This is a genomic window from Psychrobacter sp. CoH-33_TS_01, from assembly GCF_058189395.1.
Map to the genome: position 1 here is coordinate 168,885 of NZ_JBVGQI010000006.1, position 23,963 is coordinate 192,847.

The following is a 23,963-nucleotide window of genomic DNA, read 5'->3' on the forward strand; positions in this document are numbered from 1 at the left end:
CGATAAATGTAACAAAAAATGTTAGCAGGTATCCTATGAAACAGCGCACGATAAAACAGTCGATTCACACTAGTGGCATTGGTCTACATAGTGGTAAAACCGTTGCGCTTGCCTTTCACCCTTTACCGCCCAATCAAGGCATTCACTTCGAGCGCTCAGATTTACCAAACTCGCCACGCATCCCTGCGCAAGCGGCGTTAGTGACGGACACGATGATGTCCTCTAATTTGGTCAAAGACGAAGTACGCATTGGCACCGTAGAGCATCTACTGAGTGCAGTGGCGGGTTTAGGGATTGATAATCTATTGATTCAAGTCTCTGCGCCTGAAGTGCCTATCATGGATGGCAGTGCTTTGCCATTTGTAGAGCTGTTCATGCAAGCCGGATTGAGCGAGCAGGAGGAGCTGAAACAATTTTTAGAAATTACGGCGCCAGTCAGAGTAGAGGTAGAGGACAAATGGGCGGAATTGGTCCCGTTTACAGGTTATGAGCTAAATTTTGAGATTGATTTTGATCATCCTGCTTTTGCCAAAGATTACCAACGGGCTACGTTAAGTTTTTCTAGTGACAACTTTGTCTCTCAGCTCAGCCGCGCTAGAACTTTCGGCTTTCTAAAAGACATTGAGCAATTGCGTCAGCATAACTTAGCGCTCGGTGGCAGCATGGAGAATGCTATCGTATTGGATGATGCGGGCATTATGAATAGCGAAGGGCTAAGATTTAGCGATGAGTTTGTACGTCATAAGATTTTAGATGCTGTCGGAGACTTATATCTCATTGGTTATCCGATAATAGGCCAGTTTAATGCGTATAAATCAGGCCATGCTCTTAACAATCAATTGGTGAATAAAGTACTGGCCTCGCCAGAATGTTTTCAAGTTGTAACATTTGATGACAATGTAAAATGTCCAATTTCTTACTTTGGCTAAAAACTGCAGATGTCAACCTAAATGTTGCCTTACTAATACAAAACTGCGTAACACTGATGCAATAAACCATCATAAAGCCTAAATCAAGTACATAAGCTTACCTATCGTACTAGCAAATCTTCCGTTTATCCCTTTCAAGCCCACCAATATCCTAGCATTGGTGGTGCGCCTAATCCCATTCGCTGATAAACACAGTTGCATGGAATATACAAAACTATCCGCTATAACCCGCCTATAATTCTACTTTTTTGTTATCTTGTTTACATAAGATTACAATTAAAAAATCTTGTTAGTCCTCTTTTGCCAGTTTTAATAGCGCTTTTTTCAAGCGCTCATCTTTGATGACATGACTTGCGACGTGTGCTATAGTCTGCCTTGTCGTTTCGCTGAAGCCTTTGTTTCTATAGGGTTGCAGAGATTCTCCAGAATAATTCTCCAGTGTTGCTTGGTTATTTTTTTGGGTTAAATGATGGGTAGGAGTAGCAGTCACGATGATGCGCATCTTACGAAGTCGGGCAAAAGTGGTCGAGTTTTCACTTAGTAAGCGCACGTAGTCAGATTGTAAATAACGCATATGGTTAGCGGCAGTTTGAGACAGCACACTAAGCGTCAGTTCTTCTTCAGTTACGGCGACCACCTGGCAACTGGCTAAAATTTCTTCTGGTAAGCAGTCCACTAGAATAGTTTTGACCTCCGCGGTAGCGAGCATAAGACGCTTAAGCGTGGCAGCAAGATTACTGGGTAAAGCGCTCTTAGCCGCAGATTGATGATCAATAAGAGTGGCAAGATGATTGGGAATTTTAGACATAAAGCTTCTCGATAGACCAGTACGTAATAAACGATTTAATGAGCAAATTAAGTATAGTGCAAGTAAGTCTATCACGATTAATAACGCGGATAGAGAGCGGTAAGACGGCTGATAGGGAATTGGCCAGCTCTTCTTATAAGTACACCATGATTTTAGTATTTTAATGACTTTATCCAGATGCAGCAGGCAGTACCTACATCGGATTTAAAGTATATTCTTGAATAAAGCATAGGCAATATTTTATGAAGCAAGCATTACTAATCTTAGGCGCATTAGCACTTGGCATGGCACAAACTAGCGCTGCCGCTGAATCGTATACCTTGGGTCAATCTAGCGCCAACTTTGGTTCTTCTAACAATACTTACTCTTATAGCAGCACTTACGGTAGTAGCAATGGCTCACGTATTTCGAGCGATGATGAAATCTCTCAAGCCATTCAGAATTTAAGCAGCCAAGCCCAACAAAAAGAAGATCGCTTAGCGACCTTGGCGCAAAAATTAACCACTCAGCAGCAATATACTCAACAATATAGCGCCCCTGCGGTATTAAGCAGCAGCTCAGCTCCTGCTATCGCTGCAGCCCGTGCCTCAAGAGCCGCCCATGCTCGCAGTACCGGTCGTTGCGCCCAATACGTCAGAAAAGCACTGCAATCTGCAGGTTATGAATTCACGCCAAACCCATCAGCTTATCAATATGCTACCCGCGGTACCTTAGCAAAAGCTGGTTTTGTTAAAGTCAGCAATGGCATGGCACCACAAGTAGGCGATGTCGTGGTCTATGATCGCTCTAGCAAGCACCGTCATGGTCATATCCAAATTTTTGATGGCTCAAGCTGGGTTTCAGATTTCCGTCAAGATGATATCAGCCCCTACAGCGGCTCTTATGCTTATACCACTTGGCGCGATTCGCGTTATTTAGACGATGCGTCTAACCGTGGCATTTACCTAGCTATGGCAGAAGACTAAGCTTTATAGCAACCGATTGCCGCTAGGGGTATGACCACCAGTTTGGTGCATATATTTAGATATTAGATAAACATACCGATACAGTATTACGGATAACTGTAGCAACCTAGGTAGTTTTATTACTATCGCCAGCTTTAGATGATATTCCTATATAATCGACGTCATCGTCGCAAACTCAGCATAAAGTAGCCCTTATTGCTGAGTTTTTCGTTGGTAAAGGGCTGGTTTTTAGCCGTTCGTTACCGCCAGCCGGACAGCTGACTTAAGATTGACAAGAGATGGAGTAATTATGCAAATATGGTTAAAAAGTTCTTTGGTAGGTGTCGTTGCTATATCGGTGTTGCCACTCGTAAACGCCGTCGCACAAACGAGCTTATCTGAAACTAGCCGTATTCCTGCTTTACCACAAATCAATGCGGCGCAGCCAGCCCAGACTTCGTTGAGCTTTACAGAAGCCAATACGGATGAAATCAGTGCTGCCATTCAAGCCCTGAGCCGTCAAGCGCAAGTAAAAGAAGAAGCTTTGGCGTCTTTAGCGTCACAACTTGAAGAAAAGCATAGCAATTTTGAGCGTGAGCAAGAAGTCATTGCTATGCGCAGTCGTGGGGTATTAGCCGCGCGTCCGGTCGATGGTTATCGGGTGAGCTCAAGCTACGGTCATCGCCAAATATTTGGTAAGAATCAATTCCATAAAGGTATTGATTTGGCGGCGCCTGCCGGCTCTCCAGTCTTTGCTACGGGTAGCGGTGTGGTGACTCGTGCTGGTTGGGTCAGCGGCTATGGCCAATTCGTTGAGATTAACCATGGTGGTGGTTTATCATCGCGCTATGGTCATAACTCAAAACTGCACGTTCGCGTCGGCCAGCAGGTATCTGAGCGTCAGCAAATTGCTGATGTGGGCTGTACGGGTCGTTGTACGGGGCCACACGTCCACTATGAAGTCCTCAAAAATGGCCAGCCTACTGACCCTACTATTCATTTGGCTATGGCGCCTAGCAGATAGGCTCGTGTCTATAACTGCTGTTTAGCGCTCTGAATATAATAAAACACCGATATTAATATCGGTGTTTTTTGCTTTGTATTATTAATAACTTGGTATTGTTTGCAGTTGGGCATTCTTTATAGATAAATAGTACAGATTACTTAATTGTTATAAGAATTAGCTCTCAAATTAAAGCGGTTGCCAATGCGCTCTATTATGGAAGTCTGCTGGCTGTGCGTGCTGCGGAGCATAATATAGTGGTATTTCGCCTAGCATCAGAATGACACAAGGGTGTAGCTGAGTGAGCGGCAGTAGCGTTACCGGTAGTTGGCTTAGCTCTAGACTAAAATGTCGGCTCAGGCTATGGGCTAAAGGATACGCGGACTCATCAGCGTTCAGATTGCGCAGCATATCGAACTGCCAATCAATATGCGCTCGTTGGCGGTCTGCTAGGGGTTGCTTATCAATAGCAAGGCTACTACCACGGTATAAAGGCGGTGGCGGTAGATCAGCCGGTTGCCGATAATCGCTAAAATGATATAACGCATACGGCCCGACTGGACTGGCATTGATTTCGACATACTCGTTAGCTGCGCCAGCAATAAAGCACTCTAGACAGGTATGCTCCCACAGATAGTCACAGAACGCTACTTGCTGCGGCTGCCAAGCTTGCCAGCCTAATAGCTCTGCCAATCGCTCACTATCTATAGGCTGCTCTAGTAGCGGCTGATGAATAAAATAGCTTAAATACAAGCGCGGTTCGGCGTCTACTGAGGCTCTAGCCCGGCGATGGGCGTTAAACTCCTGCGCGTGGCGGCGGTCTTCAGCATCAACTGATGGGCTATTACTGTTGCCGTTAATACCAACATTAGCATCACTATGGGCCTTTACAGCTTGAGGCGTTAAGGTCTCCGCAAGGGTCGGGGTGGTGGCAATAGCATCGGTAGGAAGGCTTGCTAACACGCTCACTTGTAACGTAGCCAGCTGCGCCAAACTCATACCCGAGCGTTGCTCAAGTTGAATAATTTCGGTAGGGGTTAATGCTGAAGTGGCTAATGCCAAGGTGAAGCGACGAGTTTGGTAAATGCTGTGATTGGTATCGGCTTTGTTTTTCATAGGGGGAGTCGAGAGGGGGTTGAGGTCGTTAGCGTAGAGTGCTCAAGGTAATAAGGCTAGATGGAATAGGCAAAGCTAGGGACTAAAATTACGCGAGCCTCCATAAGGATAGCTCGCGTGGTGGTACTAGTCAGCGTAACGAATAAGGTTAGATAGTTTTGGGTTGGCATTAGGGTTGTGTTTTAGCAATAGCGCCATACGACCGATAGTATGAATCACTTCAGATTTAGTCTCTGACGCTAATTGCTCACCTGCGGCTTCGCGTTCTTCTTTAGTGCCGGCAGGCAGTTTGACTTTGATGAGTTCGTGATCGTTCAACGCGCGCTCAACTTCTTCGATGATAGCAGGCGTAACACCGTTGTTGCCGATCATGACGACAGGTTTTAATTCATGACCAATGCCTTTAAGGCGTTTTAGAGTAGCGTTATCAAGTTGCATAGATATCCTAAGAGGTTAACAAAGCTGCAGCATGCAGCTAGTAAAATTTAAAGGGTTACGTTGGCCAAAAACACCAAGCTGTTAATAAGGCATTATAGTTAAACTGAGCGAGTTATGCAGGTTTTTACCGTGCAAATTAGCGATTTTAAGTGATGAAAATGTTACACTGGCTATAATATGCTGCGGTAATGGCACAATTAGCCCTGTTGAGCGATTGTGTGCCGTTTTACCTTAAGCCCATTACTATAGTCAGTATCTATTTTATAACCAGTGCTTATAGGCTGAGTTATCCGCAGTTTAGAGTGAGCTATCGCTACTCATCCTCCAGATATTCGTTAAACTCAAATATAATCAATACTCAAGTTTTAAAAATGCTATCTATAAACCGCTATTTTAAAATAATTTTTTATTTATAATCTATATAGACCTTTACAGTTAGGAGATGGTGTGGCCACCCGCATAACCAATAAAAAGCTCTCAAAAAGTAGCAGTAATTGGATGAGAGAGCATATCGACGATCATTATGTACAGCTGGCGCAAAAAGAGGGCTATCGCGCTCGTGCCGCTTATAAGCTGTTAGAGATTAACGATAAGCTTAAGCTGATTCGTCCGGGCATGACGGTGGTGGATTTAGGCAGTGCGCCCGGCAGTTGGTCGCAGGTAGCGGGTCGTCTGGTCGGCGAAAAAGGTACCTTGATTGCCTCGGACATCTTAACGATGGATAAGCTAGAAAATGTGACCTTCATTCAGGGGGACTTCCGTGAGCAGGCTGTCTTTGATCAGATTATGGCGGAAGTAGGCGATAGCGTCGTCGATGTTGTGCTCTCTGATATGGCACCAAATACTACGGGCGCCTCAGCTATTGATCAGCCACGGATGATGTATCTGTGTGAATTAGCGGTCGAATTTGCGCTAGCGGTATTGCCGGATGGCGGTACTTTGGTCATGAAAATATTCCAAGGTGAAGGGACGCAAGAGCTGCGTGCCCAGATGCAACAGCAGTTCTCCAAAGTCCGTAGTATCAAACCTGCAGCTTCAAGACCACGCTCTAAAGAGATGTTTTGGATAGCCGTTAAATAACGATTATTTTGCTAAGGCGTAAACCCGTTGGATTAAAGGGGTTTTAAAAAGCACTTTAAGCACGTATTAAAACTGTATAACTTTACTGAATTCGGGCAGGAAAGCTTGAAGTTAACAGGGCAAAGCCGCATATAATGATATATTAGCTGACCAGAATCAGCAGACGGATATCTATTATAGCGCTAGCTCCTGTGGCTATTTTAATACTGCCAGACACTTGGGGTAAATAGAGCCATTATCTAAGTACTGGCCAAGCTGCTATAACAGTAAAGCGTTTATTTAAATTAAAGCGTGTTCATAAAATAGATAAAACTCAAATTAAAGCATATTAGCTCTAAAAGATAAGCAAACGACAAGTCAATGGTGACGCATCGTCATAACAGTTCAACGAATAAGCAAGTTGTGAGTGAAGTTCAAAATGACGGTAGGCGTCATACGGATGGTCAACTCTCCAATTAGTAAGGGATGGGATAACTAGTGAGCGACATGGTAAAAAATACCTTATTGTGGCTGGTAGTCATCGGCGTATTAGTGCTGGTGTTTAGCGGCTTCGATCAAACCACAGAACCAGATAATCTTAATTATTCTGAGTTTGTGACCGCTGTATCTGAAGACCAGATCGCGAAGGTTGAGATTGATGGAGAGCAAATCAAAGGTGAAAAGAAAAATGGCTCACCTTTTGAAACCATTCGTCCAGCGGTAACAGACAATGAATTAATGCCAATCCTGCGTGAGCATAATGTAAACGTACAAGGCGCGGCACCTGAGCGTCAAAGTATCTTGATGCAGCTGCTCATTGCCAGTTTCCCTGTCCTATTAATCATCGGTCTGTTCTTGTTCTTTATGCGCAATATGCAAGGCGGCGGCGGTGGACGCGGTGCAGGCCCAATGAGCTTCGGTAAATCAAAAGCTAAAATGCTGACCGAAGATCAAATCAAAGTAAACTTTGGTGATGTTGCGGGCTGTGAAGAAGCTAAAGAAGAAGTTGTCGAAGTCGTAGAGTTCTTACGCGACCCCGATAAATTCACTCAGCTTGGTGCGACGATTCCACGCGGTATCTTGATGGTCGGTCCGCCGGGTACAGGTAAAACCTTATTAGCAAAAGCTATTGCAGGCGAAGCTAAAGTACCGTTCTTCTCGATTTCTGGTTCAGACTTCGTTGAGATGTTCGTCGGTGTGGGTGCATCACGTGTGCGTGATATGTTTGAAACGGCTAAAAAGAGCGCACCTTGTATCATCTTTATTGATGAAATTGATGCCGTCGGTCGCCATCGTGGTGCCGGTATGGGCGGTGGTAATGATGAGCGCGAACAGACCCTAAACCAACTTTTGGTTGAGATGGATGGTTTTGAAGGCAATGACGGCGTTATCGTTATCGCAGCGACCAACCGTGCTGACGTGCTTGATAAAGCCTTACTACGTCCTGGTCGTTTTGACCGTCAGGTACAAGTGGGCTTGCCAGACATTAAAGGCCGTGAGCAAATTTTGAAAGTGCATTTGAGAAAACTACCGAACACGGTCAGCATCGATGCCAACTCTTTAGCGCGTGGTACGCCTGGTTTTAGTGGGGCTCAATTGGCAAACTTAGTCAATGAAGCAGCGCTATTTGCGGCACGTCGCAACAAGAAAAGCGTCGACATGAATGACTTTGAAGATGCGAAAGATAAGCTGTATATGGGTCCTGAGCGTAAGTCGATGGTCCTGCGTGAAGAAGAGCGCCGTGCTACTGCTTATCATGAAGCAGGTCATGCTCTAGTTGCCGAATTACTGCCTGGTACCGATCCGGTACATAAAGTGACCATCATGCCGCGTGGTTTTGCGCTAGGGGTCACTTGGCAGCTACCAGAGCACGACCAGACCAGTATGTATAAATCAAAAATGCTCAACGATATCGCTATCTTATTTGGTGGTCGTATTGCTGAAGAAGTCTTTATTGAGCAGCAGTCTACTGGCGCTTCAAACGACTTTGAGCGGGCTACCAAAATGGCGCGTGCCATGGTAACCAAATATGGTATGTCGGATGCGTTAGGTATCATGGTTTACGAAGACGATGACAGCTCGCAAGGCTACTTCGGTGGTGGTAACCGCACTATTTCAGAAGCGACGCAACAGAAAGTGGATGAAGAAGTTCGTCGTATGTTGGAAGAGCAATATGATATCGCGCGTGAGTTAATCGAAGGCAATAAAGATAAAATGCATGCGATGGTCGATGCTCTTATGAAGTGGGAAACGATTGATCGTGACCAACTACAAGACATCTTGGCCGGTCAAGACCCCCGTCCACCAAAGGTCTATCAGCCTATCGATGTGACGCCGACTAAAACGGATTTGACCAAGCCTTCGACTACGCCGCCACCACTACCGGCGATGTAAGCTAGTTATCGGCTAGCGATAGCCGTTAGTAGCCAATAGTTGAGACAGCATAAGCCCAATCTAGAAGAGCCCTTTTAAATAAGGGCTTTTTTATGCGTGAAGGTTTCTAAATTTGTTATGATGCGCTTAGTCTTTATTTAACTCCTTGTCTAAATGTGATTCGTTGCCCATGTCCTTATTTACCCCATTGCCCAGTTTTGCTATCCGTCATAATAATAAGTGCTTGGATTTATCTCGACCTCATATTATGGGGATTTTAAACGTCACGCCGGACTCCTTTTCAGATGGGGGTCGCTATGACACCGTGGCCGCTGCCGTGGCCCGCTGTGAGCAGATGCTACAGGAAGGGGCGACTATTATTGATATTGGTGGTGAGTCGACTCGCCCGCATGCGACGCCTGTCGATAGCGAAGAAGAGTTGCGTCGCGTGGTGCCCGTGGTGCAAGCTATCCGAGCGCAGTTGGGTCATGAAGTGTGGTTGTCTATTGATACGAGCTCGCCTGCCGTTATGCAAGCGGCCGCTCAAGCAGGCGCCGATATTTGGAATGATGTGCGGGCTCTCAAGCGTCCCGGTGCCGCAGCGATGGCCGCCCAGCTCAATCTACCGGTGATGCTAATGCATATGCGCGGTGAGCCCACCTCTATGGATGGCTTAGATACCTATGAGGATGTGGTAGCGGAGGTAATGGCTGAGCTCCAAGAGCGTATCGAGGTTGCTTTAGCGGCAGGCGTCTCTCCAGAGCAGCTCATCATTGACCCCGGGTTTGGTTTTGCCAAAAATCACGCGCAACATGCCGAGCTCTTGATACATTTAGCACGGTTTAAAAAATTAGGACTGCCGTTAATGTTTGGCATCTCGCGCAAGCGCTTTTTGGGAGAAGTGCTAGACCATAGCACCATTCCCGCCTTGGCCAATCAGCAGAAAGAAGCGCGCGATCCTATAGGCGCCGCCGCGGCATTATTGGCTGTGCAGCAAGGCGCCAGTATCATTCGGACCCACAATGTTGCCATGACTGCTCAAGGCTTAGCGCTGTGGACGCAACTAAGCGAGTATAATAATGGCCATCATGCTTAAATCTGCTATGAATCTGTAATTTTGTGCTGTTTAAGACCATAGTTTCCAAAACTATAATTTCCGAAACCATTTTTTTAAAACAATTTTTTTCAAAGCAATAATTTTTAAGATAAAAAAGATAAAGTATTCGCCAAACCTTCGTTAAAACCCTGTATTACTAAGTGAGACTTTATGAGCTATCCTGAACCAACCAATGAGCAACGCCGCATTATGTACCAAGCCCGCCGTGGCCTCAAAGAGCTCGATTTCTACATTGATGCGTATGTAAAGATGCAATATCTTACGGCTAGTGAAGAAGAGCAGTTAACCTTTGCGAAAATGCTGACTTACGAAGATCCTGATTTGCTTAACTTCTTTATGAATCAGGACCGTCCAGACGATGAGGCCGTAATGGCTTTGGTGAATAAGATAAAAGTCTGGCGCCATGCCTTATAGCTCTACAGACTGGTCTAACTTCAGCTTCGGTAGATGGCTATGCCGGGCTTATGACATATGACTAATTTGACCCCATTAGAGCAGCAGCTACAGTTGGCGGCAATGGCTAACGCTAGCCAAGCCCCAACGTTACGAATAGATGCGGCTATCAAAGCTAATAGTCGCTATCTCTGGCTTATCTATGGGGGTGTTTTTGGTAGTTCGGCCTTGATTGGTTACTTATCCTCGTTAAGTCTTTGGCAATACACCGTATTAATCATTACCAGTATAGTGGCCGTGCTCGTGGCTAAGTTAACCACTATCCCCTTAGTCCATGTGACCCAACCTAAATTGACTCAGCCGTTAGCCTCCGACTGGCACTTACTAATGGCCACCGCCCAAGGTACTGCACTCTGGCGTGGCAATCTGCTGGGAGCACAAGACTGTGGGTTGGCTATCGTTATGACCTTTGCTATCCAGCATCCGCTCAAGCGCCCTCTGTACCGCGTTATTTTTCGCGACCAAGTGTCTGCTAAAGCTTGGCATCAACTCAAAATATTGGCGCAGCTTAGTCAATAAGGCCGTTATAATCCTCCATTTTTGGTCAAAGGCTGTAATCGCTAACGTCCCTATCTTTTATCCTATAGCCTCTACTTTTCTTAGTCCTTTTTGCGTTCTTTTTTATTATTGCTAATTTTCCAACAGCTCCATATTTGCTGCAGTAATTAGCTTTAGACAGGTTTCATACCCTATTCAGACGCTATACTGTTGAAAATAAGTTATCAGCATGTGTCTTTTATGGGTATAAATCCTTAACCTCTAACAAAAATACTAATAGGTGTCCAAACAAGATTTGCTATAGTAACTTTAGCTATAGTGACTGTGGCAGCCTGCTTATCAGTCAGGTGTATAAATTAGCCATGATGACTAGGGTGTGTCCTCAATTAACAACACTAGCGTGTAATGGACTAAAACTGGCTATATTTTCGTCACTCTGCGAAAATTTATAGAAAATATGCTCATATTCTCTGCAAAATTTCCATGGACTGACAAAAATCTATCTCACTTTTAGCCTCATGATTCAATTGAGGATACGCCCTAATAAAGGCGCTATGACGTAGCCTTTATAGGAATAAAAAATAACTATTGACACACCTTAAGGAAGATGATTATGAGCTTATTAGGCAATTTAATTTCACAAGTGGCCAAAAGTGCTATGGACCCAGAAGACGCGCGTCGTAATCCGGTAAACCAACGGGTAGAGCCACGTCGTACCGGCGGTCTTGGTGATATTTTAGGCAGTGTATTGGGCGGTGGTGCACAAAATCAGCGCTATAACCCACAGCAGCATAGCCGTGTTGATCCTAATCAATTGGGCTTAGACGATTTGCTCGGCGGTCTTATGGGCGGCGGTCGTTCTCCTATGGGCTCAGCAGGGGGCACAGGGGCTTTAGGCTCTATCCTAGGTAGCGTCTTAGGCGGTGGTCAACGTCGCTCAGGTGGCTTCGGCGGCAAAGGCATGTTGGTTGCTGCTTTAATGCCATTAGTCCTCTCTTGGATTCAGCGTAATGGCGGTCTATCGGGAGCACTAGGTAAGTTGGGCAATATGGGCTTTGGTCAGCAAGCCCAGTCGTGGATGAGCGCGCAAGACTTAAATGATAATGTTGACCCTAATGAAATTGATAAAATCTTTGATCATGAAGAAATAAAACGAGTCGCTCAGGACACGGGCGCGGATGAGACAGAAGTCCGTCAAGGTCTAGCAGAGCTGTTACCAGAGGTCGTGAACCAATTAACGCCAAATGGTGATTTACAAACTGAAAGCGAAGCCAATGACGAGATTGAGCAAATCTTAGGCAGTCTATCGGGCACTCTACAAGGCTTTAAATAAGCCACTTAAGCCACTAAGGGTGCTGAATAACTTAGCAGAGATTTAAAGCGGTTAAATCTGCTAAAATTGCTCAAGTGTTGTCATAATAAAAGCATAGGTCTAAGACTTATGCTTTTATTTTATGTCGGGCAGTCAATGCATGATAGGACTCCTGTACACGCCAAAAATTATAAATAAAATTAAAGATACCGCTGCTGCTATACCCACTAATAGCTCTTGTCTTCTCTAAAATACTACTCATAGTAAGGGGCATACTATGCCGTTTAAGCCTATTCCTGCTGCTATCTCTATCTTCATCGGTCTAATTATTTGGTTCGTCATTCCTGTACCCGCCGGGGTCACACCTGAAGCTTGGCATCTGCTGGCCTTATTTATTGCCACGATTGTCGCTATTATCGGCAAGGTGCTGCCCATCGGGGCGATTGCTATCATCGCGATTACTTTGGTGGCGTTGACTGGAGTCACTAATGAGACGCCGCAAGGGGCAATAAGTGATGCTTTATCGAGCTTTTCTAGCCCGCTAATTTGGCTGATTGGGGTCGCGGTTATGATCTCACGCGGCTTAATAAAAACGGGTTTAGGCTCACGAATTGCCTATTACTTTATTTCTGTTTTTGGTAAAAAAACTATTGGTATTGCTTACTCATTGGCGGCAGCAGAGTTGATGGTAGCACCCATTACCCCGTCAAATACTGCGCGTGGCGGTGGTATTATTCACCCCATTATGAAGTCGATTGCGCAAAGCTTTCATTCCACGCCTGAAGAGGGCACTCGGCTAAAAATTGGTCGCTATTTGGCTATGGTTAACTATCATGCTAACCCGATTACCTCGGGCATGTTTATTACCGCTACAGCGCCCAACCCACTAGTCGTAGACTTGGTCAATAAAGCGACGGGCAGTGAGATTCAGCTGTCGTGGACCACCTGGGCAGTAGCGATGTTTGTGCCCGGAATGCTATGTTTGCTGTTGATGCCACTGGTGATTTATGCGATTTATCCTCCAGAAGTCAAACAAACGCCAGATGCCAAAAAATTTGCGCAAGACAACCTAGCGAAACTGGGACATGTCAGTACTCATGAGAAGATTATGCTAGGCGTGTTTACGCTGATGCTACTGCTGTGGGCGAATATTCCCGCCATGCTATTGGGCGATGCTTTTAGTATCGATGCGACCACTACGGCCTTTTTGGGGCTGACCGTGCTGATTTTGACCGGGGTATTGACGTGGGATGATGTGTTAAAAGAAAAGTCCGCTTGGGATACTATTATTTGGTTCGGGGCGCTCATCATGATGGCCTCTTACTTGAACAAACTAGGTCTGATTGGCTGGTTCTCCTCGAGCATTGAGACTGGGATTGGTACGCTAGGGGTCGGCTGGGTTGGAGCAGTGGCTATTTTGACCTTAGTCTATCTGTATATTCATTATTTCTTTGCCAGTACCACGGCCCATATTACCGCTATGTTTGCTGCCTTTTACGCAGTCGGTCTTAGTTTGGGGGCGCCACCGATGCTCTACGCGTTAATTCTAGCTGCTGCAGGAAATATTATGATGACGCTGACGCACTATGCCACAGGCACCGCGCCAGTGATTTTTAACTCCGGCTATACCACGCTAGGGGAATGGTGGAAAATAGGCGCTATTATGAGTGTCTTTAACCTAGTCGTCTGGATTGGCGCAGGCTTACTATGGTGGAAGCTATTGGGCTACTACTAAAGCAACGTTTTGCTCTAATGAGCTGTAAATATTTTAGATTAAGTTTTTAGGGGAGTGGGCTACTAATAATTCCGCTCTTCTAAAGTGTCTAAATCGTACTTTAACGCCTCAAAACAAATGCCAGATTTAAAGCCCCGATATTGCAAAAAACGCAGTTGACGGGCTTTTTCTTTTTGGTTGTCAGGCACAGCTGCCCCGTATTTTCTAACGCGAGCCTCTACAGCCAGCCGCAGCCAATCCACGCCTTCTTCCGGGGCGTCTTCATCGATAAAATCAGCAAACTCATCAGACTTGCTACTCGCCATATCGATCAGCTCATCAATATTACTGGGGACCTCCAGTTTACGCTTATAGAAATCTTGTCTAATACGCTCACGACCGCGGCCTTTACGCATGCCTTCGCGAATCAGCATCATCGCGGTACGCCAATCGCTTTGGTAGCCTTTTTCAGCAAATTCATCGAGTAGCGCTTCGACCTTTTGTGGGTCTTGGTCTTTATCGAGCAGCTTTTGTCTGAGCTCACCACGGGCATGCTCGCGCCGCGATAGATAGTAAAATGCCAACCATCGTAAGCGACTCTCAGCCTTGATGGCTTCTTTTCTAGCGTGGCGCTGTTCAGGCGTTAATAAATAAATTTTTAGCGCACTAGGCAGATTATCAATATCATTGGAGTTATCAGAGCCGTCTGGGCTATTAGGATTTTCTAAAGGGTCATTAGGGTCTTCTAAAGGGTCATCAGCATCATTAGATTCTATTAACTGTGGGTTGGCTTCCTGCTGTGCATTAGCCTCTTGCGTTGAGTCACTAGCCATTGCTGCTGTTTCAGACTGCTGATTTGGTTCAGATGCCTCTTTTTTTAATTCTGCCAGTATCGATTGAATCGTGGGCTCATCACCGGTGGTCAGGTCGTCTGTAACCGCAGGGGAGTGTTCCGGTGATTTACTGGAAAATTCAGCCGCTAAGGTAGGGTCTAAGGGAGCCAGCTCTGCAATGATTTCGCCTTTAAGGTTGGTCGGCTGATAATTGGCGGCAGGGTGAAAACGATTTTTGCGGTTGGCTCTGGGCTTGCGTTTCCCTGTAGCAGATAGTAACGACTCATCGCTGACTTGGCTGCCTAAATAGGGGTCATGGTCGTCAAGAGAAGAGGGCGGAGTATAAGCTTCATCATCAGGAGAGCGGTCCTTTTTGGACGTTGAGCGCTTTTTAAAAGCGGCTCTTTCCTTAAGCTCTGTATTGTCTTCATTAGCAAAGCGAGCTTTAGTAGAGGGCTGCTTATTAGAAGTGGGGTGGTTATAAGAGGTCTTGCCCGAGGAAGCGTTATTTGAGGAAGTTTGCTTTGTGAAGAGCTTGTTTGAGAGAGGCTTAGAGTCGCTAACAGATTTCTTATCCGCAAACGACTTTGCCGAGTCACTTTCGGACTCGGCAAGGATTTGTGCTAACGTTTTAATTTCCATACTAAACTATAAACCTAATTAATAAGTTTTAAGAGCGCAGGAGTTATTCGTTTTCTGCAGCGGCCTCTAGGGCTGCTGCTTCTTGGTCATCTTCTAATTGCACCTGCGGCTCACCAGTGCCTAACTTCTCAGCACGAACTTTAGCTTCAATCTCTTCTGCAATAGCTGGGTTTTCTTTGAGATATAGCACCGAGTTGGCTTTACCTTGACCGATTTTGCTATCGCCATAGCTGTACCAAGCGCCGGCCTTCCCGACCACCCCGATGTCCACACCCAAGTCGATAACTTCGGCTAAATGGTTGGTGCCTTCGCCATAAGTAATTTCAAACTCAGCTTGGCGGAAGGGAGGGGCCATTTTATTCTTAATGACTTTCACACGGGTTTGGTTACCGACGATTTCATCACCATCTTTCACCGCACCAATACGACGAATATCCATACGTACAGAGGCATAGAATTTCAGCGCGTTACCACCTGTTGTGGTCTCTGGGCTACCAAACATAACGCCAATTTTCATACGAATCTGGTTAATAAACACCACCATACAGTTGGAGCGCTTGGCATTACCGGTGATTTTACGCAGTGCCTGACTCATCAAACGTGCTTGTAGACCCATGTGTGAGTCACCCATCTCGCCTTCGATTTCGGCGCGTGGGGTCAAAGCAGCGACCGAGTCAATAACGATCATATCGACCGCCCCTGAGCGCACTAGCATATCGGTAATTTCTAATGCTTGCTCACCGTTATCTGGTTGTGAGACCAACAGGTCGTCGGTATTCACGCCTAACTTACGGGCATAGATAGGGTCTAGAGCATGCTCAGCATCGATAAAGGCACAAGTACCGCCTTGCTTTTGGCACTGCGCAATAGCTTGTAGCGTCAGAGTGGTTTTACCTGAGCTCTCAGGGCCATAGATTTCAATAATACGGCCTTTAGGTAAGCCACCGATACCTAGGGCAATATCTAAGCCTAGCGAGCCGGTAGAGACGACGTCGACATCTAAAGTCGCGGAATCATCCCCTAGATGCATGATCGTATTTTTACCAAATTGCTTTTCAATCTGACCAAGAGCGGCTTTGAGTGCTTTCGCTTTGTTCTCGTCCATAATGACGTCCTTATAAAAGGTGAGTAATCAATAATACGGTTAGGGTGGTTAATATATCTGTTTTTAAAATCGGGCTACCTAAGTAGATTAACAAAGAATAGCAGTGAATAGTGACGAATAATTGCCGATAAATGCATCGCACTTTAATTAGGGCGATAGCGGCATTAGTGAATCGTTAAATAGTTAGGGAAGACGCGCTGTGCGCCGGAGTCATGTGCTGATATTAGCCGCACGGAAGTGGCTATAAATAACTGCGAAAAGTGGTAAGTTGAAGCCATTGATTTAATAAAGCTTGTCAACTAAGTAGAGGGCTATTATAGCAAAATCCAAACAGATTATTAGCCACTGGGAGTGACAAAACGACACTATATGACGTGCGTAATTAGCCAAAATAATGGCTAAAAAACCAGCAGCGTAATCGATAAAAATTATTAATAATTTTTTTGATGCGCCTATATAAATCTGCTCAACCGGTATAGCAATGCTATTGCAGGGCTAGTAAAGTAGCCAGCAACTGAACGAGTTTGCAGACGTAAGTTAGATGGTCTATGCTAAAAAATCTCTTATAAGCCTCTAATAGGTATTGCTAAAGTATGTGCCACTAAATGTCAATACAAAAGTAAGTTATCCACAGTCTATTAAAGTTGTCATATTACATTTTTGTGAAACATCCCTTATACGCAATCGCTAGTAAAAAAATATCAAATATTTATCGTATGGAATTTTATCTAGTGTAAGTATATGATGTTTATATATAAAATAATTGGTTAAAAAGTAACCAATTTTACCGTAAGCTATACACTTTAAAGGGATTGCGCTGTCAAGTGGCAAGTTATCCACAGAGTTATCCACAGATAATGGGGAAAACTTTTTAAGCCCTTATAAGCTCAGCGTTTGCGCAGAATCTTAATTTTTGACTATAAAAAAACGCCGCTAGTATTAGCGACGTTCTTCAGTATTTCTAGCCAGTAAGGGGCGGCAAGCTAGGTAATACGGCAATGTTTCACGAGTTTTATTTTAATCAGCGCCACGAATGGTTCTACTATACGTTAGGTAATTTAGGCATTTGCTAGCAATAAAACAAAGAATAAGCATAGCGCGCTGGGTGTCAAGCTAAAGACACTGCTATTTTTTGGTATAAATTAAATCCCAAACGCCGTGACCGCGCTCAAGTCCGCGCCGCTCAAATTTAGTCTGCGGACGAAAGTCTGGACGCGGGGTAAAGTTACCTGTACCTGAATAGTTGCTTAGCGTGTCTAAATTATCGAGGACTTCAAGCATCCAAAAGGCATAGTGTTCCCAATCCGTCGCGGTATGAAACCAGCCGCCAACTTTAAGTGCGCGGGTGACAATAGCCATGCGCTCAGGGCTGACAAAACGGCGTTTATAGTGACGCTTTTTCTGCCAAGGATCAGGGAAATAAAGCTGGATGCGATCGACATGGTTTTCTGGCAATTGCTGGAGTAATTGAATGGCGTCACCATTGATAATTCTAATGTTGGTTAAGCCCAATTCAGCGGCCATATAGGCACATTTACCGATGCCCGGCTCATGCACTTCAATCCCTACAAAGTTACGGTCGCGGTCGGCATTGGCCATCTCGATAAGCGAGTCGCCCAAACCAAAACCAATCTCCAAAGTCAGCGGCGCGTCGCTACCATTTGGGGTCGCTGCGGTATCCGCGAACAAGGCTCTTAGGTTATCGATGCCGGTTAGGTCACCATCACCACTCGTATTATTAACAATGAAATGCGCAAAAGCAGGGTCAGTTAATGCTTGCTCAGCATGCTTGTTCATATGCGTGCGACGCTTCATAAACGTCTGGATAGTACGTCGTGGCGCCTCAGCGGGACTAAGGTCAGTGCTATCAGTCGCTTGGGGTTGCTCTGTAGTGTCAGGCATAGTATCTACTGATTCCGTAGGGTGATCGGTGGTGGGGGCTAAAGTAGGGGTAGGGGTCTGGGGATTGTGTGAACTCATAATATTACGATTATCGATGCATATAGGCTAAAATAGGCCTTATTATAAGACATATATTGTGGAAAATCTTAATTTATAAGACGTGCTCACTGCGGCTATTCTTTGCTTAATGCTGTACGGATGCTAGCTACGATCTGTCATCGTAGCTATTTATGGTATTGCTGAATAAAGACAAAGTTACCCTGATAGAGAACGTCTCTGCCCCGTTATAAGAGCCTGCCACCATGCTATTCATCGAGACGGATTCACCGCCCCCTTTTTATCAACCCGACCTTAGTGCCAGTCGCCGTCAGCAACTTGACCAGTGGTTTCTCGGACATCGCTCGCAAAGCTATTACCTAAAGCGTTTTGCTCAGTTTGATGAGCAAGGCTATTTGGGCCCTAGCTGGCATTGGGCTGGCTTTCTGATGACCTTCCCTTGGCTGCTATACCGCAAGCGTTATATGGATGCACTGGTCTATAGCGTGGCAGGCTGGTCATTTATTCAGCTGAACATCGCCATTATATTAGTGGTGCTACAGACCGTGGCAATGCCTTTTATAGCCGATGCTTGGCATATGGCCGTGCGTATTGTGGTGGCAGGGTTGGTCTGGCTGTTTTGGGCGGTTATGGTGGCACGGTGGACCGATGCTTATTACTATCGTATGGCACGGCGTGAGGTTGCCGATGCGCTAGAGGCTCATCCTAAAGATTTGGCGGCGCAAAAGGCGCACTTGCAGCGAGAAGGTGGCGTTAGTCTGTATGGTTTAGGACTAGGCTTCGGGTTTTTCGTGTTTGTATTATCGGTGATCCAAGTGCAGTTTTTGCCATTGATTGCCAAGCAAAAAGAAAAAGAAGTGCTCTTTGAAGCCTATGACATGACTTACAACGCGCAAAGACGGGTAGATTTAATTTATCAGCAGCAGGGAAAATGCCCGCTACAATTGCCACTCACGACCGATGATCAACGGGTAACTCTGCAAGTGGCGAGCAGTGCTGAGGGAGTGCCGGTGGAGACAGACTGTGTGGTTATTGCGACGGTTCAAGGGGTGCGATATCCCAACCGCTATTTGAATCAGCAGACGCTGGTAATGTATCGCCAAGCTGCAGGCAATTGGGGCTGCATGAGCTCATTAAATAAAAAGCAGGCGCCTAAAGGCTGTATCTAAGGTCTTTAAAGGTATCCGCTATTAAAAAAGGCAGCCAATGCATCATTAGCTGCCTTTTTTATAACGTTAGGTTTAACCACTGTCTGCCATAAAACTTAGTGCTTAGTCAGTCCTAACGCCGTTTCAATTTCCTGTAAGTCTATTTTTTTGGCCGCAGTATGATCAGAATCAAACAAACTCTCTAACTCCGCAATAGCGGACTGTGCCGATTCAATCATACTGGCTTCGTCATCATAAATCGCTTGCTGCCGGTCAATCAGCTCATCATCGTAATCGCGGAAGGTTTGAATAGTCTCACGCGCTTTTTCGGGGCTAATGCCTAGAAATTCTAACGAGGCGCGGGAGATATCTAGAGCGGTCAAGTAAGTCTCTCGCCAAATATAACGCACACCGACTTCCCGCAGACGATAGTAGTGCTGACGGTCGCGTGCTCTAGCAATGACCACCAAATCAGGATAGTTTTTACGTAGGTATTGTGCCGTGGTGATAGAGCGCTCTAAGTCATCGACGGCCAAGATAAATACGCGAGCCTTACTGATACCCGCCGCCCGTAGAATCTCAGGGTTTTTTGGATCGCCATAATAGACTTGGTTACCGAATTTACGGACAAAATCTACTCGGTTGGCGGAGCGCTCAATAGCGGTAAATTCTATATTGTGCATGCGTAGTACCCGGCCAATAATCTGACCTACGCGGCCAAAGCCAGCGATAATGACCGGATGCTCATGATCAGGAATTGTATCGTATTCTCGGCTAGGTTTGCGCTTGGCAAAGATAGGTTCACCGACTTTTTCTAATATTAAGAAAGCCAATGGGGTCAATGCCATAGAGATAGTCACAATTAAAGTAATTAAATTGGATAGCTCTGGCTTTAACACGTTTTGCGCCGCTGCGACACTGAACAGTACGAAGGCAAACTCACCGCCTTGTGCTAGCGTTACGCCCAGACGAATACTGGTGGGCAGACGGTTGCCCGATAGTCGGGCGATAAGGGTAATGACAGCAAACTTAATCAACATCAGCAGCACCGCTGCTCCGACGATAAGAATCGGATGTGCCAAAATCAGTTTTACATTCGTCAGCATACCTACGGACATAAAGAATAGTCCGAGTAGTAAACCTTTAAACGGCTCAATACTGGCTTCTAACTCGTGCCGGTATTCTGAATCCGCCAAGAGGACACCGGTCAAAAATGCCCCTAACGCCATTGATAAACCAATTTGGCCCATCAAGATGGAGACGCCCATAACAATAAATAGCGCCACGGCAGTTAGCAATTCGGTGGCGCCACTGGAGGCGACAAATTTAAAGAAGGGCCGTACCACATAGCGGCTGGCAAAGATAAGGCCTGCGAATACCGCAAATACCTTACCAAAATAGAGGAGGTCGTAGGTTTGCTCACGCACCCCTGATAAGAAGGGGATGACGGCGAGTAGCGGGATAACCGCAATATCCTGAAAGAGGAGAATGGTGAAAGCTTCGCGGCCATGGGTGCTAGACAGTTGCTGCTTTTCGGTCAATATCTGCAAGACAAAAGCGGTAGAGGATAATGCCAAGCCAAAACCAACGATAAAAGCGGTATCTAGCTTTAAACTTGTAAATTGATAAATCAGCGCCATCAGCAAGGTGCCGGTGACACCAACCTGTAAGCCGCCTAAGACAAAAATGGAACGTCTTAACGCCCATAGCCTTGAGGGCTGCAACTCTAAGCCAATAATGAACAGCAGCATCACTACGCCAAACTCAGAAAAATGCAATAAAGTCTCAGCGTCGCCCGCGACATCTAAAAAGCTTGGGCCTAATATCAAACCAGTAATGAGATAGCCTAAAACTGAAGCAATACCAAAACGTTTACCGAGCGGTACTAGAAGAATAGCCGCTCCTAAAAAGAGAGTGGCTTGAAGCATGAGGTTGGGAGAGCCGGTGGCGGCTGCGAACATGGACACTCCTTAACAGGGGTTGTTAATTAAAATCAAAAATTCTGCAGTATAGCAAAGGCACTAACATTAAAGCATAGTTATAAAAGAGGCTGTTCTAGAAAGAATCGGTTATAAAAAAGACTGTTATAAAAGGGGCTGGGCTAAAAATAGCCGGTTAATGATAAGCCTGGCTGACTAGAGACTTTAAAGTATAGGATTGATAACCACAGAGTTATTAGTATAGTGGGATGATTGACCTATTGCCTGACATGAGCAGTTTACCCGCTGGCAGCTATCCGTAGATTATCTATAAGCCTCAAGTTAGGCTATTTATTTTAAACTGTTTTTAGGGGTAGGATGGGGTTTATTTCTTTTTATAAACTTTCCAAGTGCCATTATCGGCTAGGGGGTTGCGATAGGCATCATTGCGACGTTTGCGTGGGGTTTGGCGACTGTCCATGACTTTAAAATCAGGCAAAGCATGCACAATCAGCCCGGTACGGTAGAAGCGTAAGCGCTCCGGCTCTAGCATCTCGCCTTTGGCATCGCGACAAAAAACGTAAGCCCGCAGGTCAATAAACTCGCGGTGCGCGACCAATAGTGCCGTATCGTCATTAGCAAATACTGAGCTTAAACGTGCCGTCTCTTCACTACTGAATTCGCCACACTTATCGACCAATGCCCCCACTGAGCCAAAGCTTTTGGATTCTTTAGCCCGGGTTTTGGTTAAATGTAGCTTTTGCACATGATAGACAAATTGCGGAATCTCTAGGCTGGCAGGCAAAGGCAAATGATCAGGCGGTAGATTGGCAGCAGGATAAAAGCCCATAGCCCGTTCAATTAACGGCTCCCAACGCTTATAATAAGCATGCACTTCCTCAAGATTGCCCTGATAAATCGGCATGTCGCGAATCTGGGTCAAGATATCAGGCGGCATTTGCTCATGGCGCAGCGCTGCAATATCGGCTTGCAGTGTGGACAGCAAATCTTTGGCCTGTTTTTTACCTTCTTTAGAGGTCGGCGCATCGATGAAATCTGGAGCAACAAAGGGAGCTGAGCGTCTAGACATGGCAGTAATCATTAATTGGTGGATAAAAAGGTCCGTTGACTTGCACAACAAGCTATAAAACTAAAAAATCGCTAATAAAATAAGAGAAATACTCAGTAAAATCAACCATAGCACAGCGGTTTACAAGGCTTAGCTATTTAATTAGCGTCGTTTTATATGCTATCATAACCGCAAGAACCATCGTGGGTTTAATTTGTTGATGATTGCGCTCTAAACCGTAGCGGCTCATTGGCATTGCAACTTCCAGCACGATGTAAAAATACCTCTGGTAAAGCGCATGAGCCTGTTACTCCGACAAGGTCATCTGTGCCTGATTGTGACTACGAATTAGCAGCTAGCGGTATATAAGCCGAATCCTAGCTAACTCCTAATAATCGAGTGCTAATAAATAGTCGCATTATTTTGTCTTATTGTCGTCGGAGTCATAGGAAGCTTGTCATGTCAGTGTTTACCCGCCGTCTTACCCCGCATCATCCGCTTGCTACTTTGGCCATTGCCCAAATTGACTGTCTAGAGCTGCGTCAGCAAGATATTATCAAAGCTATGGGCTATCAGCCCAAAAATGTCATCCAGGCCTGCGATCGCTTGCGCCATGTCTTGTGCAGTCCTACGCTAGGTTTAGACAACAGCTATTACGACTTTCGCTTTAGCTCTATTGAGTTTTTGCAGACCCTATTTGCCGTGCTACAGATGCCGCCAGCACAGTATGAGGCAGCAATGGCTGAGCTACAGCATGAGCTGGAAAATCGAGTAAAGCCACCTGTCTATACCTTACGCGCGCAGATAACTTTTGATTTCACTGGCAGTGCCAATAATTGGTTGACGAGATGGGGCGTCAATCGCTTTCATTATGTTGAATTACCAGATAATTTCGTACACTTAAATGAGTCTGAGCAAGACATTGCTATTCAGGCGGCTACCCAAGCGCATTATCAGCAGTATTATAATAATCTGCCTTATGATGGGGTGATTACGGGGTATGTGCTAAAGATAGAGCAGAGTGGGGAAGATAACCTAGTAAAGAAATATCAAGAATATTAATTAAAAAAACACTTCTTTATACTCGTTTATTTATATCAACGAATATAAAGAAGATTAAACTATATGTACATTAATCCAAGAACTCTAGATGAAGTAATTTCTTTTTAAAGTCATTATCTCCTAAGACAATGTCCCAACGCTTTTCCATAAAGTCAAGCATGTCTAAGCCTCTCTGAAGTATTTCGATAGGCGTCCATTCCTGATGTTGAGCAACATCTATTTCGGAAAAGGAGCCATTTACAAAGCCGACTAGATTTCCACTACTATTTATTCTACTTTTCTTTTCGTTAAAACTAATATTTTGAAGTGATGAATTTTTGCTACAAGATAGAGCTAAAAGGTTACCTATAGAATGTAATAAATAATTTTTTTGGTTATTATTACTTATAGCCAATCCCACTTAAAATTGTTATAAACTAATTATCAAACCTAATTGCTATCATAAAGACCATGACTTACTCA

At 45.2% G+C, this 23,963-nt stretch carries 21 protein-coding genes; 12 read left to right on the forward strand and 9 right to left on the reverse strand.

Annotated elements, in window-relative coordinates:
* Positions 1-35: 35 nt before the first annotated feature.
* Positions 36-929: a UDP-3-O-acyl-N-acetylglucosamine deacetylase gene (lpxC, locus tag ACZ2XM_RS10980; RefSeq protein WP_490588832.1), complete on the forward strand. Its 894-nt coding sequence runs from the start codon at positions 36-38 to the stop codon at positions 927-929.
* 289 nt (positions 930-1,218) lie between these two features.
* Here the strand turns inward: lpxC and ACZ2XM_RS10985 are convergent, their stop codons facing one another.
* The gene (locus ACZ2XM_RS10985) at positions 1,219-1,737 is read right to left on the reverse strand and encodes a hypothetical protein (protein ID WP_490588831.1); all 519 of its coding nucleotides are present in this window, start codon (positions 1,735-1,737) and stop codon (positions 1,219-1,221) included.
* A 242-nt stretch (positions 1,738-1,979) separates the two neighbouring features.
* Between ACZ2XM_RS10985 and ACZ2XM_RS10990 the strand changes: the two genes are divergently transcribed.
* A complete protein-coding gene (locus ACZ2XM_RS10990; protein ID WP_490588830.1) occupies positions 1,980-2,702 on the forward strand; it encodes a CHAP domain-containing protein in 723 nt (240 codons plus the stop codon).
* 289 nt (positions 2,703-2,991) lie between these two features.
* Entirely contained in the window at positions 2,992-3,705 is a 714-nt protein-coding gene (locus ACZ2XM_RS10995; protein WP_490588829.1) for a M23 family metallopeptidase, read from the forward strand.
* A gap of 168 nt (positions 3,706-3,873) precedes the next feature.
* Here the strand turns inward: ACZ2XM_RS10995 and ACZ2XM_RS11000 are convergent, their stop codons facing one another.
* Positions 3,874-4,800, reverse strand: coding sequence for a DOMON domain-containing protein (locus tag ACZ2XM_RS11000; RefSeq protein ID WP_490588828.1), 927 nt, complete (start codon positions 4,798-4,800; stop codon positions 3,874-3,876).
* Positions 4,801-4,926: 126 nt separating this feature from the next.
* Positions 4,927-5,238, reverse strand: coding sequence for a YhbY family RNA-binding protein (locus tag ACZ2XM_RS11005; RefSeq protein ID WP_490588827.1), 312 nt, complete (start codon positions 5,236-5,238; stop codon positions 4,927-4,929).
* Positions 5,239-5,685: 447 nt separating this feature from the next.
* Here ACZ2XM_RS11005 and ACZ2XM_RS11010 point away from each other — a divergent pair, with 447 nt between their 5' ends.
* The 7 genes from ACZ2XM_RS11010 to ACZ2XM_RS11040 all read left to right on the forward strand — a co-directional run bounded on the left by ACZ2XM_RS11010 (position 5,686) and on the right by ACZ2XM_RS11040 (position 13,785).
* The gene (locus tag ACZ2XM_RS11010) at positions 5,686-6,318 is read left to right on the forward strand and encodes an RlmE family RNA methyltransferase (RefSeq protein WP_490588826.1); all 633 of its coding nucleotides are present in this window, start codon (positions 5,686-5,688) and stop codon (positions 6,316-6,318) included.
* 477 nt (positions 6,319-6,795) lie between these two features.
* Positions 6,796-8,691, forward strand: coding sequence for an ATP-dependent zinc metalloprotease FtsH (gene ftsH / locus ACZ2XM_RS11015; protein WP_490588825.1), 1,896 nt, complete (start codon positions 6,796-6,798; stop codon positions 8,689-8,691).
* A gap of 169 nt (positions 8,692-8,860) precedes the next feature.
* Complete coding sequence (gene folP / locus ACZ2XM_RS11020) at positions 8,861-9,766, forward strand: dihydropteroate synthase (RefSeq protein ID WP_490588824.1); 906 nt, start codon at positions 8,861-8,863, stop codon at positions 9,764-9,766.
* Between the two features lie 171 nt (positions 9,767-9,937).
* Positions 9,938-10,201 carry an FAD assembly factor SdhE gene (locus ACZ2XM_RS11025; protein ID WP_490588823.1) on the forward strand — a complete coding sequence of 88 codons (264 nt, stop codon included), beginning with the start codon at positions 9,938-9,940 and terminating at the stop codon, positions 10,199-10,201.
* Between the two features lie 57 nt (positions 10,202-10,258).
* Positions 10,259-10,759 (forward strand): hypothetical protein, encoded by a 501-nt coding sequence (locus ACZ2XM_RS11030; protein WP_490588822.1) that lies wholly within the window; start codon positions 10,259-10,261, stop codon positions 10,757-10,759.
* Between the two features lie 592 nt (positions 10,760-11,351).
* Positions 11,352-12,071, forward strand: a complete 720-nt coding sequence (locus tag ACZ2XM_RS11035; protein WP_490588821.1) for a YidB family protein — start codon at positions 11,352-11,354, stop codon at positions 12,069-12,071.
* 256 nt (positions 12,072-12,327) lie between these two features.
* Positions 12,328-13,785 carry a DASS family sodium-coupled anion symporter gene (locus ACZ2XM_RS11040; RefSeq protein ID WP_490588820.1) on the forward strand — a complete coding sequence of 486 codons (1,458 nt, stop codon included), beginning with the start codon at positions 12,328-12,330 and terminating at the stop codon, positions 13,783-13,785.
* Positions 13,786-13,847: 62 nt separating this feature from the next.
* Here the strand turns inward: ACZ2XM_RS11040 and ACZ2XM_RS11045 are convergent, their stop codons facing one another.
* The 3 genes from ACZ2XM_RS11045 to trmB form a co-directional block, all read right to left on the reverse strand.
* On the reverse strand, positions 13,848-15,239 hold the full coding sequence (locus ACZ2XM_RS11045) for a regulatory protein RecX (protein ID WP_490588819.1): 1,392 nt from the start codon (positions 15,237-15,239) through the stop codon (positions 13,848-13,850).
* A 43-nt stretch (positions 15,240-15,282) separates the two neighbouring features.
* A complete protein-coding gene (gene recA, locus ACZ2XM_RS11050) occupies positions 15,283-16,344 on the reverse strand; it encodes a recombinase RecA (RefSeq protein ID WP_490588818.1) in 1,062 nt (353 codons plus the stop codon).
* Between the two features lie 1,125 nt (positions 16,345-17,469).
* Positions 17,470-18,324: a tRNA (guanosine(46)-N7)-methyltransferase TrmB gene (gene trmB / locus ACZ2XM_RS11055; RefSeq protein ID WP_490588817.1), complete on the reverse strand. Its 855-nt coding sequence runs from the start codon at positions 18,322-18,324 to the stop codon at positions 17,470-17,472.
* 224 nt (positions 18,325-18,548) lie between these two features.
* Between trmB and ACZ2XM_RS11060 the strand changes: the two genes are divergently transcribed.
* Positions 18,549-19,472 carry a DUF2628 domain-containing protein gene (locus ACZ2XM_RS11060; RefSeq protein WP_490588816.1) on the forward strand — a complete coding sequence of 308 codons (924 nt, stop codon included), beginning with the start codon at positions 18,549-18,551 and terminating at the stop codon, positions 19,470-19,472.
* A gap of 95 nt (positions 19,473-19,567) precedes the next feature.
* Here ACZ2XM_RS11060 and ACZ2XM_RS11065 read toward each other — a convergent pair whose 3' ends face one another.
* Positions 19,568-21,412 carry a monovalent cation:proton antiporter-2 (CPA2) family protein gene (locus tag ACZ2XM_RS11065; RefSeq protein WP_490588815.1) on the reverse strand — a complete coding sequence of 615 codons (1,845 nt, stop codon included), beginning with the start codon at positions 21,410-21,412 and terminating at the stop codon, positions 19,568-19,570.
* A gap of 343 nt (positions 21,413-21,755) precedes the next feature.
* Positions 21,756-22,460 (reverse strand): hypothetical protein, encoded by a 705-nt coding sequence (locus ACZ2XM_RS11070; protein WP_490588814.1) that lies wholly within the window; start codon positions 22,458-22,460, stop codon positions 21,756-21,758.
* Positions 22,461-22,898: 438 nt separating this feature from the next.
* Here ACZ2XM_RS11070 and ACZ2XM_RS11075 point away from each other — a divergent pair, with 438 nt between their 5' ends.
* Positions 22,899-23,501, forward strand: a complete 603-nt coding sequence (locus ACZ2XM_RS11075; RefSeq protein WP_490588813.1) for a hypothetical protein — start codon at positions 22,899-22,901, stop codon at positions 23,499-23,501.
* Between the two features lie 70 nt (positions 23,502-23,571).
* Here ACZ2XM_RS11075 and ACZ2XM_RS11080 read toward each other — a convergent pair whose 3' ends face one another.
* On the reverse strand, positions 23,572-23,901 hold the full coding sequence (locus ACZ2XM_RS11080; protein WP_490588812.1) for a GmrSD restriction endonuclease domain-containing protein: 330 nt from the start codon (positions 23,899-23,901) through the stop codon (positions 23,572-23,574).
* Positions 23,902-23,963: the final 62 nt, after the last annotated feature.

Excerpts from the sequence above, each read along its gene's own strand:
- ACZ2XM_RS11040 (WP_490588820.1), top strand. The coding sequence starts at position 12,328 with ATGCCGTTTAAGCCTATTCCTGCTGCTATCTCTATCTTCATCGGTCTA.
- ACZ2XM_RS10985 (WP_490588831.1), bottom strand. The coding sequence starts at position 1,737 with ATGTCTAAAATTCCCAATCATCTTGCCACTCTTATTGATCATCAATCT.
- recA (WP_490588818.1), bottom strand. The coding sequence starts at position 16,344 with ATGGACGAGAACAAAGCGAAAGCACTCAAAGCCGCTCTTGGTCAGATT.
- ACZ2XM_RS11045 (WP_490588819.1), bottom strand. The coding sequence starts at position 15,239 with ATGGAAATTAAAACGTTAGCACAAATCCTTGCCGAGTCCGAAAGTGAC.
- lpxC (WP_490588832.1), top strand. The coding sequence starts at position 36 with ATGAAACAGCGCACGATAAAACAGTCGATTCACACTAGTGGCATTGGT.
- ACZ2XM_RS11035 (WP_490588821.1), top strand. The coding sequence starts at position 11,352 with ATGAGCTTATTAGGCAATTTAATTTCACAAGTGGCCAAAAGTGCTATG.
- ACZ2XM_RS11025 (WP_490588823.1), top strand. The coding sequence starts at position 9,938 with ATGAGCTATCCTGAACCAACCAATGAGCAACGCCGCATTATGTACCAA.
- ACZ2XM_RS11000 (WP_490588828.1), bottom strand. The coding sequence starts at position 4,800 with ATGAAAAACAAAGCCGATACCAATCACAGCATTTACCAAACTCGTCGC.
- ACZ2XM_RS11005 (WP_490588827.1), bottom strand. The coding sequence starts at position 5,238 with ATGCAACTTGATAACGCTACTCTAAAACGCCTTAAAGGCATTGGTCAT.
- folP (WP_490588824.1), top strand. The coding sequence starts at position 8,861 with ATGTCCTTATTTACCCCATTGCCCAGTTTTGCTATCCGTCATAATAAT.
- trmB (WP_490588817.1), bottom strand. The coding sequence starts at position 18,324 with ATGAGTTCACACAATCCCCAGACCCCTACCCCTACTTTAGCCCCCACC.
- ACZ2XM_RS11060 (WP_490588816.1), top strand. The coding sequence starts at position 18,549 with ATGCTATTCATCGAGACGGATTCACCGCCCCCTTTTTATCAACCCGAC.
- ACZ2XM_RS10990 (WP_490588830.1), top strand. The coding sequence starts at position 1,980 with ATGAAGCAAGCATTACTAATCTTAGGCGCATTAGCACTTGGCATGGCA.
- ACZ2XM_RS11075 (WP_490588813.1), top strand. The coding sequence starts at position 22,899 with ATGTCAGTGTTTACCCGCCGTCTTACCCCGCATCATCCGCTTGCTACT.
- ACZ2XM_RS11070 (WP_490588814.1), bottom strand. The coding sequence starts at position 22,460 with ATGTCTAGACGCTCAGCTCCCTTTGTTGCTCCAGATTTCATCGATGCG.
- ACZ2XM_RS11065 (WP_490588815.1), bottom strand. The coding sequence starts at position 21,412 with ATGTTCGCAGCCGCCACCGGCTCTCCCAACCTCATGCTTCAAGCCACT.
- ACZ2XM_RS11030 (WP_490588822.1), top strand. The coding sequence starts at position 10,259 with ATGACTAATTTGACCCCATTAGAGCAGCAGCTACAGTTGGCGGCAATG.
- ACZ2XM_RS10995 (WP_490588829.1), top strand. The coding sequence starts at position 2,992 with ATGCAAATATGGTTAAAAAGTTCTTTGGTAGGTGTCGTTGCTATATCG.